This is a genomic window from Nostoc sp. (assembly GCF_036917355.1).
In the GTDB taxonomy this organism is placed as follows: domain Bacteria; phylum Cyanobacteriota; class Cyanobacteriia; order Cyanobacteriales; family Nostocaceae; genus Nostoc.
Map to the genome: position 1 here is coordinate 20,296 of NZ_JBALDP010000046.1, position 13,308 is coordinate 33,603.

Here is a 13,308-nt window from a genome sequence, read left to right on the forward strand (position 1 = left end):
ACAAAGCCCAATACGGTTTGGATAAGCTGTTGAGGTAGGGGAGGAAAAAGAGTTATTGAGCAATAATTATTTCTCAATAACTGCTTGCCTCAACTGATAACTTTCTTAACCGAGGATTGTAAGTAACAAAGTCAACATTTGTCTGTATAAAGTAATTGACATTTTTCCAACTAAGTTGGTAATGTGAACCTTGAGGATAAAATATCTAAAAACTTGAAGATTTTAGCGAACAGATGAAAAAATATTTTTTGACAGGTTCTTTGGCAGCTTGTGCCTTTAGTGTTCTAATACCAAATCAAGCTTTTGCAGCTAATCTCAACTTATATGGAGCAGGTAGTTTAAGAAATGCACTAACGGAAGTCAGCCAAGACTTCACCGAAGAAACAGGAATAGGAACGAATACAGTATTTGGGCCATCAGGGATTAGAGAGCAAGCAATAGAAACAGAACTCCAACTGGGACAGCCCACTGCTGATGTCTTTGCTAGTGCAGATATTGGAAATCCCCAAAAACTCTACATTAAGGGGTTGAGCAGTCAGCCGGTGGAATTTACTCAAAACCAGATTGTAGCGGTGTTTTCCTCAAAGTATTCCCAGGTAAAAATTACACCAAATCAGGTGTTAGATTACTTATTAAATCCCAACATCAAGTTGGGAATTGCAACACCTATATTAGATCCTCTTGGAGACTACACTCAACAGATATTTACTCAAGCTAATTCAAAAAACCCTGGTAGTTTTGATACCCTCAATAGTAAAGCCTTGCAATTAACAGGTGGAACGAATTCCCCAATAATCCCATCAGGACAAGACAGCTTAGTATATTTTCTTGACAAAACTCAGCAAGCAGATGTTTTCTTAAGTTACTACACTGGCGCGATCGCATCGCAAAAAATTGATCCGAGCCTGCAAGTAGTTGGGCTACCAGATTATTTGTCTGTTGCAGCGCCATTTGGTTTAACAGTTATCAAAAATGCTGACCCGAATGCACAGAAACTAGCAGATTATATTTTGTCAGAGAAAGGACAGCAAATTTTGCATAAGTATGGCTTTATTAGCCCCACCAAATCAGTACCTGAACCCAACTATGTTTGGGGACTATTACTAGCTGCGGCTATGGGTTTAGCACTCAAGAGAAAATTGACAGAACAAACTGTTAAATAAGCTATCAAAAAATAGTACTGAACCCAAAGCTGTATAAACATGAAAAAATACTTACTCGCTGCTTCACTAACTAGCTGCATTTTTAATATAATTGTCAGCAACAAAACTTTTGCTGCTAGCATTGGAACTTCGCCTCAAACAGAACCTTCTTCAGTTGTTTTATTTGGTGCTGGCAGTTTGAGAGCAGGTCTTTCTGAAGTAGCTGATGATTTTACTAAGGAAAATGGTATTCCTGTAGAAACGAGTTTTAATCATTCTGATATCCAGCGCGATCGCATAATACAAGGAGGGGAAAAACCTGATATTTTTGCCAGTGCTGATACTGACAAACCATTCGAAGTATATAAGAAAGGTTTGGGTGGACCAGTGGTAAAGTTCGCTAGCAATCGTTTAGTTGCTGTCACTAGATCTGATTCGTCTTTAACATCCAGTAACTTTTTGGAACAGTTACCTAATCTTCGGATAGGTACACCACCTGACACCGATCCTTTGGGATACTATGCACAGGTCGTATATAAAAAAGCCGATCAAATCAAACCGGGGAGTTTTCAAAAGCTAAATAAAAACACTGCTTTTTTCTCACCAAACAAAATAGAGAATCTGGGTAATTCAGGGCTGATGCCACAGATAATACCACAAAACAGGAATGATTCAGGTGGCAGTATATATTATTCTTTGGAAGAAAGTCCTGAGCCAGTAGATGTCAATCTGGCATATTATACTAGCGCTTTGTTAGCACTACAAGTTCCATCTGATTCAACAAGTCTGAAGCTGGTCGAATTACCACAAAACTTAGCAGTTAAAGCTGATTATGGTTTAACAGTATTAAATCATGCCAGTCCAGATGGTCAAAAATTAGCTAATTACATTATTTCATCAAAAGGACAAAAAGTACTGGCGAAATATGGATTTAGTGCCCCCTCTACTTCTATTCCTGAACCTAATACTATAGGTGGAAGTATCCTTGCAATGGGCTTAGTTTTTGCCCTTAAGAAAAAACGAGTATTTGTCACAAGTAAATAGCTAAAGTAAAAGAGCACTAGGCTGAGAAAATAAAGTATTACAAAATCTAATAGCACTTGAGTTTATCCTCAACGAATTCACATTCGAGCTATTAGATACTTTAACTCTTGCTCGATTTATGGTTCATAATTTTTCCCAAATTATCATTCAAAGCACAGAAAAATACGTCTTCATTTACGGTTGATGCTTGCATACTTCATGGCTATCCCTTGACTCTGGCTATTTCTGGTGCTTGTCTTTAAACCAGATAATTTGTTCAATACCTTTATTCGACAAGCATCTCTTAATTTATTCTTGTTCAGGATACCGTCTTTTTAAAAGAGCCGCACCCTAATCATTTAACATTATACAGGCTTGTTTATAAACTGTTATTGCATGTAATAAAACTTGACTACGCCATGTTACATTGGAAGGTGAAAAGACCTCAAGCAATCGCGGTTTTGAGGGAACAAAGAAGCTTCTCTGTGCATTGTGATACAGTCGATTCTCGTTGCGTAACGCAGCTAGAACACGGAGCATATTATAGGTTCCAAACTCACACGTAATTCCATCGTAACGGACACCCCGAAGGCGTTGTGCCAGAGCGTGAGTAAAGCCACCACGCACAAGGTAGCCACCTTTGCGGTCATAACGGCTTTTCAACCTCGAGCCAAACGCACGGTGCGCCCGCGCAATTTGCTCTGGATTAGCCTCTCCTTCAAGTAGCAAAGATAGTTCGCCAAACTTGCCAAGACCACTGTGCAGGTCAACGTGTACAATTCTTTCTCGGTGACTTAGCGTTTTGTCGAGAAATAATAATAGTCGAGACAACGCAGGCTGTAACGATTTACCACCAAAGAATAGACCTTGGGGATACTCATATTGCCCTGTCGCCACAGCACTTTTCAGGTTCTCGTAGCCATGTTGAAGCACTGCTCCCATGACTTGCAATAAAAAGAAATCCCTTGTCGGTGGCGAGGGTGGATTCAGCAGAGGGTTTAGGAGACTATAAGTCGGATGTACGCCTTGGTACTCCTTTGACTCGGCGAGAAAGTTGCGATTCAGGTCTACGTTTTGGCTATCCACGCGTCGCAGATTTGCCATTCCCCAAGGGTTGAGTACATGAAGCCAAAGCGTAGAGATTTCAGGGTTAAGAGACAGCAAATAAAGTTGAGTAGCACTACCAGCAAATCCCTCAATGCCGTGGAGTCCGCTACTAAAGACAAGGACGTGAGGAGATTGGGGGTTTCCTGACCAAGCCCAGTCGATAGTCAGACCATCACTGACCTCTATAGCTCCGTGTTCTAACAAATGCGTTGTTTTTCGGAAACGTTCTTGAGCTTGCGCGTAGTCTTGAGAAAACCAAGAGGAAATATCATCCATTTAATTCACATTTGATTGTGACGGTTTTGGACTTTCGTTATGCTTATACAAGCGATCGTGGATTGTTTGGCATAATGCGATCGCCTCACTAGTACTGACAATATGTCTTAGTACTAAGCTATTACCATTAAATTCACTAATTAGCAGAGAATCTCGGCGATGTGCGTCAATACCAGACTCAGCTAAGAACTTGACAGCATCAAAAAAACCGCAAGTAACTACAAGCATTGGCATTTTTTGGTCTTCGAGTAAAATAACAGGAATATTCGCTAGTTGTAGCTTAAGTCTTGCTATTTCAAAATCTCGTTTTGACGCAAACTCTAGGACAATTGATCGAGGATCGAGTATGGTCGCCTTTGATGTCTTGCCATCACCAATTACTGTCCCAATGCGATAATCATCCCGATTATGCCGACACACGATTTGCACTCCTTTATCTTTGGCAACTTGTAGTGATTTATAGTGCAAGACTTTTGCCCCACTGAGTGAAAAGTTAATTGCGGTGTCAAAAGATACAGCCTCAATAAGTCTAGTGTTTTGGATGAGATTCGGATCGGCGCTGTAAATGCCATTGACATCAGAAAAAATCTCGCAACTTTCAAGTTCAAGTGTTGCCGCTAAGATTACAGCAGTAAAGTCAGAACTGTTTCTACCAAGGAATGTGGGACGATTATGGCTATCAACTGCTTGACCACCAGGAACTACTACAATATCAACTTCTGTAAGTGCTTTTTTTAAAACTGCTCCATCAATTTTTTGGATCGAAGCATAGGAAAAGTTAGAGTCTGTAATAATACCTAGTTGATAGCCAGACAGTACTTTTGCAGAAATACCTGTTGCTTCGACTGCTAAACGAAGCAGATTTGCCCCAATAGTGTCAGCAAGTGGCACAAGTGAGTCAAGGGCTTCGGGTGATGGATTTGTGTTGACTTCCAAAGCAAGTTTATGAAACTCATCCGTCAAACCAGCCATTGCACTAACAACTACTACAAGCTTGTCGCTATCTTGTTCAAGCCGAGATTTGAGAAATGCTGCAATGGTGTTGAAATCAGTACTACGTTGAAAGGTTGACCCACCAAACTTGAGGACGCGGATTTGCATTTCAAATCACCTGCCTTTGAATCATCTCTTCGGCAATTTGGATCGCGTTTAAAGCTGCACCGATCCGAAGATTATCAGAAACTAGCCAAAACCATCCAGCTTTGGGATTATTAGGGTCAATTCTGATTCGACCAACATGAATATAATTGGGATTATCTATAGTTTGTGGTGTCGGATAATCTTGCGTACCTTCACCGTCATAAACTGTCACTTCTGGAGCATGACGGAGCAATTCAACGATATGATTGCGATCTAAGTCGCGATCGCATTCAAAATAGACTGCTTCTGAGTGGCAGTTAATAACTGGCACTCGCACGCAAGTTGCAGAAACCTTCAAGTCAGGACGGTTGAGTATCTTCTGCGACTCCTGAAGCATTTTTTGCTCCTCCAGTGTGAAGTGGTTATCAAGAAGCACATCAATGCTGGGAATGAGATTGAAGGCCAAAGGCAGAGGAAAGCGCTCTGCTTTTGGTGGTTCTAGTGGAGTTTTGATGATTTGTAAACAACCGTTTTTGAGTTCTTCAATACCCGTGACACCTCGACCAGAAGCAGATTGATATGTACTGACAATCACCTGCTTGACGCGGTAACTTTCTTCAATCGGTTGTAGAAGGCGTACCAAGGGAATTGTTGAGCAGTTTGGATTGGCGATGATTCCGCTCTTAGGCCGTTCTACTAAAAGATGACGGTTTACCTGTGGAACAACAAGTGGTGTATCGGGGTTCATCCGAAACGCATTGGTGTTATCAATCACAAGTGCACCTTGCTCTACTGCCTTACTGACCCACTCACGACTAATGGGCGTTCCAGCAGCAAAGAAGGCAATGTCAACACCTGTAAAGTCAAAGTCCGCTAAATCGCAAACTTCATAATCGCGTCCACCCTGAGTTAAGCAACGACCGACTGAGCGCGATGAAGCGACTAAATGCAAGTTTGAATACTTAAAAGAGCGCTCCTCAAACAGGGACAAGAAAGTAGTACCGACGATACCTGTGGCTCCGACAATCGCGATACTAGGATTTTTCTGAACAATTGGCATGGGCTTTCTCCATAAAAACTTTTTAGTGAATAAGATTTTAGGTTCAACATCACAGTTGTTGATTAGCTCACATCTTTGAAGCCAGGTTAGTTGGTAATAATGACCAGTTTAAGTTCACAGCAAGGCTGGCAAGTACGATGAGTGCAACGCCGACTCCCTGTATTGGCTCTAGTAGTTCGCCAAGGAAACTTGGCGGGGTAAAGGGCAAGGGGGAAAGGGAAAAGATGTTTACTCCTTTAACCTTTCCCCTTTTCCCAGCCCTCACCTAACAATTTTGGGTTGGCAGACTACTAGGATATGCCCGTAGATGACGTAATCACTAAGCATTGCACTAGCCGGATTAGCAAAAGTAAGAACTGCGATCGCTGATGTCGTGAGCTTTTGGTAGCATGAATACATGAGGATGTATACGATACCAGTGTGAATTACACCTAACCCCAGCAGATAGTACCAGTGGTTGCCAAAGAGAGGAACTTTTTCAAGAGACGTGAAAGGTAGAACCAAAAATATTCCCAGTGTCAAATGAATCAGGACGATGAGGTGGGGACGCACGCCCTCAAGACACTTAACAAGGAGGGTAGTCAGAGCATAAAAAATAGCTGCGAGTAGGGCAAATAATATACCAATAATATAAGAACTGTCGATTGATACCATCGTCAACCGCAGTTTAGTAACCAGCACTAACCCTAAAAATGCGATCGCAATCCAGGCAATTTTGTTTTTGGAAATAGTAGTTTTAAGTATTAAGCTACCTAGTATAACCACAAAAAAAGGCTGGGTGTGATAGACTACCGTCCCCAGCGCTATTGAGGTTAATGAGAAGGATTTGAAAATCAATACCCAGTTTAAAATCAGCGATACACCACTGAGTAGAGCCAAGGTTAGTAGTCGTAAGGTTAAATTGTGTTGCTTAAAATATCCTTTAAAATAGCAGTATAAACCCAAGAAAATTGCTCCGAATATACAGCGATAAAATACAACGTTAAAAATTGCTTGATGCGACTCTTTAAAAAATACACCAACTGTTCCTGACACAAGCATAGCAACTGTCAGTTCAATAGTTCCAGAAGAAAAGTTTTCCTTTTTCATATTTAAATAAAACTAAAAAATTTTTCCTCTCACTTGTACCCCCAAACCTGGAATAATCTAGCAAAGACTATGATACTTTCTGGTTTTTCAATAAATTGACTTAGCTCTGCTAAAAGAGAATCTATCTCCTTTTGTGAGGCAAGCTTTTCGGAAATAATTGCTTCTTTAATATTGAGCAGCGTTATTTGAGGAATTATTTTTTCTGAGAGTTTTGTAAATATTGGTTGTACTAAATTAACTTGAACATTTTTAAACCCTGAACCTCTAAGTATTTTAGGAATTTTAGCTCCCAGATCGACATTTCCACCTCTTCGGTTAATGACCTGGCGGTGTAGTTCAAGATATCTTGCAAAAGCCTGGGATTCTGGATAACAGTAATATCCAGAAAAATCTGTTTCTTCAACTATAGCAACTCCTCCAGATTTTAAAGCCTGATACATTTTTGTAGTGACTATTTCGGGATTTGTTAAATGTGCTAGTAGAAACCGAGAATAAGTCAGATCGTATTGTAATTTTTCATCGATATCAAAAGCATTTAATGCTCTAAACTCAACATTAGTAAATTTCTGGTTAAATTCTTCTTGACTCAACTGGATAATACTACTATCCATATCAATGCCAATTACTTTACCTTTTGCACCTATTAATTTAGCTATCTCTATAGTTACGTCACCACCGCCACATCCCACATCAAGACAGTGCATTCCTTCGCAAATTCCAAGGTTTTTTAAAAGATTTAATGTAGTTCCTTGCACAACTTCTGATAGGACTTTCAGACGGTCTTTACCCTTTTGTCCACCGGAAATCACATAATTAGTTTTCATTTCGCTGTTTTCTCCTTGTGTCCATAATATTTAAAATTTTGTATGATTAATCAAAAATTCTTTAGAGCATTTAGATTGAGAATGCAAAGCCGTACATTTGAGTTTGATTAACATCATTCATTTGGCGTGTATCAAGTTGTGTAAAGCCAAATTGATTATAGAGACGATGACCTTGGGTAAATTGAGTAAAAGACCATAGCTCTATATGAGTTTTGCCCTGTAATTGTGCCCAGCTAACGGCAGTTTTAAGTAATTGGTAGCCTAAACCAAGACCTCGAAAATCCCGTTTAAGATAAAGCCTAACAATTTCAGCTTCTGAAGATTTGATTATTTTTACACCTACAGTCCCAATAATTTCTTCTTCCACTAATAGAACAAAGAAAGCAGCAGATTTTTGATTGTATTTTTCCTCAAAATCTAAAATATCTGGGATTTCTTGAGAAACTTCAAATACAAGACCGTGCTCAATATAAACCTCACGCATAATATTGATTATGCTAGGAACATCATTATGAGTGGCTAAACGAATTTTGGAATTAATAGTTGGTTTTGTTGACATAAATAGCTATACTTATCTTCAGTTTTGTTTGGTAAACAAGTTTGTTAAAGTTAAGATAAAACCTTTTGACTGAGCAACTTGAGGTTAAGAAAAGCTTCGAGTCCTTCAGTTCCGCCTTCATATCCATAGCCACTGTCTTTAATACCTCCCACTGGTGCATTAGGAGGCACTCCACTCAGTTGATTGATGCCGACATTACCTACTTCTAAAGCCCTAGCGGCAGCCTCTGCTACTACAGGCGAACTAGTAAATACGTAAGCTGCAAGTCCATAAGGATTACTATTTGCTTGATGAATTGCTCGATCGAAGTCGGCAAAAGGTGCGATGGGAACGATCGGCCCGAATGGTTCCTCATTCATAATCGCTGCATCGTCTGGAACTTCAGTAAGTACTGTAGGCAAAAAGAAATATCCTGGTCTTGGTAGCCTTTTTCCTCCAGTGACTACACACCCGCCTTTAGTTACTGCATCAGCAACTAAGCGTTCCATTGCTGCAATTCGACGGGGATTTGCCATTGGTCCCATGTCAGTATTCTCGTCCATACCGTCACCGACTCGAATATTTTGTACAAGTTCTGTGAACCGTTTGAGGAATGGTTCATAGAGAGTTTCATGCACATAAATTCGGCTAGGTGCATTGCAACTTTGACCAGAGCCTTTAAACTTATAAGCAGCGATCGCCTCGGCCGCAGCATCAACATCTGCATCTGCAAAGACGATCGCTGGTGCATGACCACCAAGTTCCAGGGTACAGCGTACCAAACCATCTGTGGCTAGCTTTGCCAACTCTTTCCCGACTACTGTCGAACCAGTGAAAGAAAGCTTCCTGATAATTGGCGAAGCGAGAAGATGTTTAGAAATCGCTGGTGGATCGCCAAAAACTAAATTGACTACACCAGGCGGCAATCCGGCATCAATCAATGCCATTGCGATCGCTACAGCTGAACTTGGTGTTTCTTCCGCAGCCTTGAGAATTATTGTGCAGCCAGCAGCAAGGGCTGGTGCTATTTTTCGGGCAGAAACAACTGCTGGATAATTCCACGGTGTAAAGGCAGCGACAACACCAATTGGTTCAGGTACGATAAACCTGTGATAGTCGCTCACAGGAAAACTACGGTACTCTAAAATTCGTTCTGCTTCTTTGGCGTTCCAAGCAATGGTTTCGGCTGCTCGGATCAATTCTTGGCGGGATTCGCTTAGTGGCTTACCTTGTTCAGAGGTAAGCAAGAGTGCGGCAGCATCAATACGATCGTAGAGTAATGTCGCTGCCCGATCTAGTATCTTCACACGAGTACTTACTGGTGTGTCACGCCAGGTTAGAAAACTTTTTTTGGCAGCAGCGAGTGCTCGGTCAAGATCGGTTTGACTTGCGTAAGCTACCCGTCCTATTACCTGTTCGTTAGCTGGATTGATTAATTCCCCAAAGCGATTATCGCTGCCATTACACCAGTTGCCGTCAATTAACAAACCAAACTCTTGATTCATAAAAGAGTTTTATGGGTAGTAGTACCATTAGTTCGACAGAAGCGCAAACATACTTGCACATTTAAATTACAGTGCATTACCTTGTTGCTGAAAGCGTTGCTGCCTTGCCAACAAGTGCCTCTCCATTCCGACCCAGTACTTGGGTATCTGGGCAGATCAGGATCAGAGCATACTGAGTATAAGGTGTCAAACCGATTCCTAAATGGAACACCCCGTTACTGCCGCCATAAGTTTCGTTCATACCAAAGTTCCCAGGTAGAAGTTCGTGAGCGGTATTAATGCCAAATCCCATTTCCCAAATAATCCGGTAACGGGAATCTAACATGAACATATTATTGAGCATATCAACTGCTGGTTGAGCTTCTGGATGAGATGCCCGTAACTCTGTAATTAGACCGTTATTAACGGTGGCAATAACTGCGCGATCGCGCATACAATCAAGCCCTTTGTAAATTCGCGCCCGATCTTCAGGTAAAAAGGAAACTGCTCCTGAGTGGACTGTAGGCTGACCCTGCAATGCAATCTCACCGTTCACTGCTAGCCTGAGGTTGGCGTTAAATCGCATGATGTCATCGGGTAGTGCGCTGAGTTCCCCTGCTGGCGCGATTTGCTGCTCTCCCCATTCGATAAATCCTGCCTGCTGGTTCCACTCATAGCTCTCATCTAGGTGTTCAAAGATTGCTTTAGTACCTTGAGCCTCGTTGATAATTTCCAGATACTCGCTACTCCTTCCCAAATCAAAAAAGCGATCGGCAAAGGCTTCTAGTTTTTCAGGATCGGTGCGCTCCATGATTCCCAAAAAATGCTGAATCGCTAATAATGACGTTGGTGTGGAATTGCAAGGCATGACGACTAGCTTGCGCTGTCCAAGCTTTTCGGGTGCAGGAGACTCAAAGAAGTATTGGGGAGAAATGACAAGAACATGGGCTGGCTCAGGAATACTTTCGTCTAACAACTGTTCAAACGATACCTCTGCATCATAAGGCACAATCTTTGTAGAAGTATAGCCGCTATCTTCTACAATTTGGAACTGGTTTACTAAAGAGGAGTTGGTAACAAGGCAGAAATGACTATCTTCGCTAGCTCCAAATTGACGAAGGCGTTGTGGACGGATGAGTATAGTTTCCATCTTGATAATATCCGTAAATAGAAAATGTTGATTCTTTACAGAACTTACTTAAAAACAACCTAAAATACTATGTTTCGTGGTTGTTACTATATCTGCGCTCAAATTAACAAGTGTATATGAACATCGATTGATTCTGAAAAATTATTACTTCATCATCTACATTTTTTTGCTATAAAAAAAATATTATTTGAATAAATAGGGGGGATTTACCCCTCCTATTTATTAGGCTGTTATCCAATTAAATTACATCTTGTAGAACTCAGATTTATTAAATATTCCGAATTCTTGAGGTTTATTTAAAAACCTCTTGCAAATGCAACTTAAATGCTAACTGGCTAATCCAAAAAGATTAGCCTAACAATGTGCCAAGGTAACGACCGTTCTTGTTTACTTTCTTCATGGTTGTTTCTCCATTCTGGTTAACTTTTGTTGTTGAGGGCTATTTAAAAACCCAGAAATACAAATTGAGCAGTAGTTAGCTAATCCAAAAAGATTAACCTAACAATGTGCCAAGGTAACGGCCATTCTTGTTTACTTTCTTCATGGTTATGACTCCATTCTGGTTAATGTTTATCTGCTTGTACAAGCTAAATTGAACATACAACTATTTTCTTAAAAACACAAGCCATAAACAAATATTTTTTAACTTTTCAAAGTTGAACAAAAATATAATTTTAAGCAACACAAATATAACGATTTTTGAACAACGCCAATAATTATTAATACGCTGCTTTATATCGTCTCAGCAATAAATAAAATATGTGTTTTTTTCAGAAACTAGTAGTTCGCCAAGGAAACTTGGCTCTTTTAAGGGCAAGGGAGAAAGGGAAAAGATGTTTACTCCTTTAACCTTTAACATGAACCCCTTTTCTCATCTCTCACCTAACAATTTTGGGTTGGCAGACTACTAGTTAAAAAGTTCATTTTTTTCACTAATTACTTCCTTAAAAAAATACAAGCAATTGCTAAATATTTGCCTTTTTCTCTGAATCAAAGAGCTTTATTGAGCTAATGCAGATATATAACAGTTATTGCTTGCTACAGCGGTAAGCATCCTATTTTGATTAAGAACGTTGCCGATTGTGCAAACTGAAAGTCCGCATTACAAACCAATGCTCATCAATTATCTGTGCGGTATATACTGCACTAAGACTTGAATAAAGGTGCGTGTAAGAGCAAGTCCAAGTCTAAAAACATTGACACCTTTGATTTAGATCGACTAATTAGGACTGAGAATTCTGTTCTTCAATCGAAACAACTGGTGTCCAAGCTCGTAAACGTCGTTCTTGTCGCGATCGCATAGTCTCTCCATCGTAGTCCACAGTTACTGAATCTTGAAAGACTAATTGAGTGCAATCTAGGACATTGACATTGACGGTGGCAAAGGACTGCTGTGTTTCATTCTGTATGAGAGCGGCAACATAAACGCCGCAGCAACCGCAAATTAGGAAGTCGGCTGTGTGCATACCAAAGCGATAACGAATGACTTGCTCGGGATTGATAATCTGAATTTGCAAGTCTCCATTGGGATCTGAGGTACTACGTGTGCCGTGTTTCCGACAGAAGGAACAAGCGCATGTTCGGACAGCTAATCGGTTTGGAGTTTGTGTGCTGTTAAATATAAGTTTGAGGTTGCCACAGTGACATCCGCCTCGAAGCGGAAAGTGTTGACTATTCATCTAACTTTCATCCCTATACTTGCTGTCAGGAGCCTGCGACACTCAACGGACGTAACTCGCCCCGTTAACATCAATGGTAGCGCCTGTCACATGACGTGCCAAATCTGATGCTAGAAAAATTACGACGTTAGCAATATCCTGTGGCATTGCCATTTCTCCCAGTGGTGTCTGGGAGATAGCAGCTGACTCACCATAGCTATCGAAGTACTCGGCGTTAAGTTCTGTACGGACAAATCCAGGAGCGATCGCATAAACTAGGATATTCTTATCGGCAAATCCACGAGCAATTGTACGAGACAGAGCAAGCATTCCTCCTTTCGATGCTGCGTAGTGCGTATAGTCAGGCAAGTCACCCCGGAATCCTGCTCTGCTGGCAATGTTAATAATCTTTCCACCACCTTGCTGTTTAAAGTGATGGATAGCCTCACGACACAGGGATGCCGGAGCAACTAGGTTAATATTGAGTGTACGTATCCAAGAGGTATGCCAGTCCTCAAAATCACCCTCAATAAGTGCTTTTTCATACACTCCTGCATTGTTCACAAGTACATCAATGCCATCTCGCCAGTCAGTTGCACGCTCCCATAGATATGGGACAGCCGTGACATCAGCGAGATCGGAAACGACTACGTGACAGCGCTCTGAGCCCAAATCAGCTTGTAAAACATCAAGTTGTTCTGCAAGTACATCGTTAGCTACTACATAACCACCCGCAGCCACAACAGCGCGTGCAGATGCCTCGCCTATACCACGAGCCGCTCCTGTAATTAGTACTACTTTTCCTGTGAGGTCAATCATAGTTACCTTCCCCAAAGTCTAGACAACATAGCTTGTTTGTCAAAATAACTCGTAATGA

At 41.0% G+C, this 13,308-nt stretch carries 12 protein-coding genes; 2 read left to right on the forward strand and 10 right to left on the reverse strand.

The window, feature by feature from the left end; all coding sequences use genetic code 11:
• Nucleotides 1–233 precede the first annotated feature (233 nt).
• Together modA and V7K53_RS13520 are read left to right on the forward strand one after the other, a co-directional pair.
• Nucleotides 234–1,163: a molybdate ABC transporter substrate-binding protein gene (gene modA, locus V7K53_RS13515; protein ID WP_335198022.1), complete on the forward strand. Its 930-nt coding sequence runs from the start codon at nt 234–236 to the stop codon at nt 1,161–1,163.
• Nucleotides 1,164–1,202: 39 nt separating this feature from the next.
• Nucleotides 1,203–2,186, forward strand: a complete 984-nt coding sequence (locus V7K53_RS13520) for a substrate-binding domain-containing protein (protein WP_335198024.1) — start codon at nt 1,203–1,205, stop codon at nt 2,184–2,186.
• Between the two features lie 330 nt (nt 2,187–2,516).
• Here the strand turns inward: V7K53_RS13520 and V7K53_RS13525 are convergent, their stop codons facing one another.
• From V7K53_RS13525 to V7K53_RS13570, 10 genes are all read right to left on the reverse strand, one after another.
• On the reverse strand, nt 2,517–3,548 hold the full coding sequence (locus tag V7K53_RS13525) for a M14 family metallopeptidase (protein WP_335198026.1): 1,032 nt from the start codon (nt 3,546–3,548) through the stop codon (nt 2,517–2,519).
• Complete coding sequence (locus tag V7K53_RS13530; protein WP_335198027.1) at nt 3,549–4,649, reverse strand: amino acid kinase family protein; 1,101 nt, start codon at nt 4,647–4,649, stop codon at nt 3,549–3,551.
• 1 nt (nt 4,650) lies between these two features.
• Nucleotides 4,651–5,688: an aspartate-semialdehyde dehydrogenase gene (locus V7K53_RS13535; protein WP_335198028.1), complete on the reverse strand. Its 1,038-nt coding sequence runs from the start codon at nt 5,686–5,688 to the stop codon at nt 4,651–4,653.
• A gap of 261 nt (nt 5,689–5,949) precedes the next feature.
• On the reverse strand, nt 5,950–6,777 hold the full coding sequence (locus V7K53_RS13540) for a DMT family transporter (protein WP_335198029.1): 828 nt from the start codon (nt 6,775–6,777) through the stop codon (nt 5,950–5,952).
• A 29-nt stretch (nt 6,778–6,806) separates the two neighbouring features.
• The gene (locus V7K53_RS13545) at nt 6,807–7,601 is read right to left on the reverse strand and encodes a methyltransferase domain-containing protein (protein WP_335198030.1); all 795 of its coding nucleotides are present in this window, start codon (nt 7,599–7,601) and stop codon (nt 6,807–6,809) included.
• 70 nt (nt 7,602–7,671) lie between these two features.
• Nucleotides 7,672–8,160, reverse strand: a complete 489-nt coding sequence (locus tag V7K53_RS13550; protein WP_335198031.1) for a GNAT family N-acetyltransferase — start codon at nt 8,158–8,160, stop codon at nt 7,672–7,674.
• A 50-nt stretch (nt 8,161–8,210) separates the two neighbouring features.
• Nucleotides 8,211–9,644: an NAD-dependent succinate-semialdehyde dehydrogenase gene (locus V7K53_RS13555; RefSeq protein WP_335198032.1), complete on the reverse strand. Its 1,434-nt coding sequence runs from the start codon at nt 9,642–9,644 to the stop codon at nt 8,211–8,213.
• Nucleotides 9,645–9,720: 76 nt separating this feature from the next.
• On the reverse strand, nt 9,721–10,773 hold the full coding sequence (locus V7K53_RS13560) for a hypothetical protein (protein ID WP_335198033.1): 1,053 nt from the start codon (nt 10,771–10,773) through the stop codon (nt 9,721–9,723).
• 1,223 nt (nt 10,774–11,996) lie between these two features.
• Entirely contained in the window at nt 11,997–12,452 is a 456-nt protein-coding gene (locus tag V7K53_RS13565; protein ID WP_335198034.1) for a hypothetical protein, read from the reverse strand.
• 42 nt (nt 12,453–12,494) lie between these two features.
• The gene (locus tag V7K53_RS13570) at nt 12,495–13,250 is read right to left on the reverse strand and encodes an SDR family NAD(P)-dependent oxidoreductase (RefSeq protein WP_334705097.1); all 756 of its coding nucleotides are present in this window, start codon (nt 13,248–13,250) and stop codon (nt 12,495–12,497) included.
• Nucleotides 13,251–13,308: the final 58 nt, after the last annotated feature.

What these genes read in the sequence shown, in the direction of transcription:
- modA (WP_335198022.1), top strand. Translation starts at nt 234, where the DNA reads ATGAAAAAATATTTTTTGACAGGTTCTTTGGCAGCTTGTGCCTTTAGT.
- V7K53_RS13520 (WP_335198024.1), top strand. Translation starts at nt 1,203, where the DNA reads ATGAAAAAATACTTACTCGCTGCTTCACTAACTAGCTGCATTTTTAAT.
- V7K53_RS13525 (WP_335198026.1), bottom strand. Translation starts at nt 3,548, where the DNA reads ATGGATGATATTTCCTCTTGGTTTTCTCAAGACTACGCGCAAGCTCAA.
- V7K53_RS13530 (WP_335198027.1), bottom strand. Translation starts at nt 4,649, where the DNA reads ATGCAAATCCGCGTCCTCAAGTTTGGTGGGTCAACCTTTCAACGTAGT.
- V7K53_RS13535 (WP_335198028.1), bottom strand. Translation starts at nt 5,688, where the DNA reads ATGCCAATTGTTCAGAAAAATCCTAGTATCGCGATTGTCGGAGCCACA.
- V7K53_RS13540 (WP_335198029.1), bottom strand. Translation starts at nt 6,777, where the DNA reads ATGAAAAAGGAAAACTTTTCTTCTGGAACTATTGAACTGACAGTTGCT.
- V7K53_RS13545 (WP_335198030.1), bottom strand. Translation starts at nt 7,601, where the DNA reads ATGAAAACTAATTATGTGATTTCCGGTGGACAAAAGGGTAAAGACCGT.
- V7K53_RS13550 (WP_335198031.1), bottom strand. Translation starts at nt 8,160, where the DNA reads ATGTCAACAAAACCAACTATTAATTCCAAAATTCGTTTAGCCACTCAT.
- V7K53_RS13555 (WP_335198032.1), bottom strand. Translation starts at nt 9,644, where the DNA reads ATGAATCAAGAGTTTGGTTTGTTAATTGACGGCAACTGGTGTAATGGC.
- V7K53_RS13560 (WP_335198033.1), bottom strand. Translation starts at nt 10,773, where the DNA reads ATGGAAACTATACTCATCCGTCCACAACGCCTTCGTCAATTTGGAGCT.
- V7K53_RS13565 (WP_335198034.1), bottom strand. Translation starts at nt 12,452, where the DNA reads ATGAATAGTCAACACTTTCCGCTTCGAGGCGGATGTCACTGTGGCAAC.
- V7K53_RS13570 (WP_334705097.1), bottom strand. Translation starts at nt 13,250, where the DNA reads ATGATTGACCTCACAGGAAAAGTAGTACTAATTACAGGAGCGGCTCGT.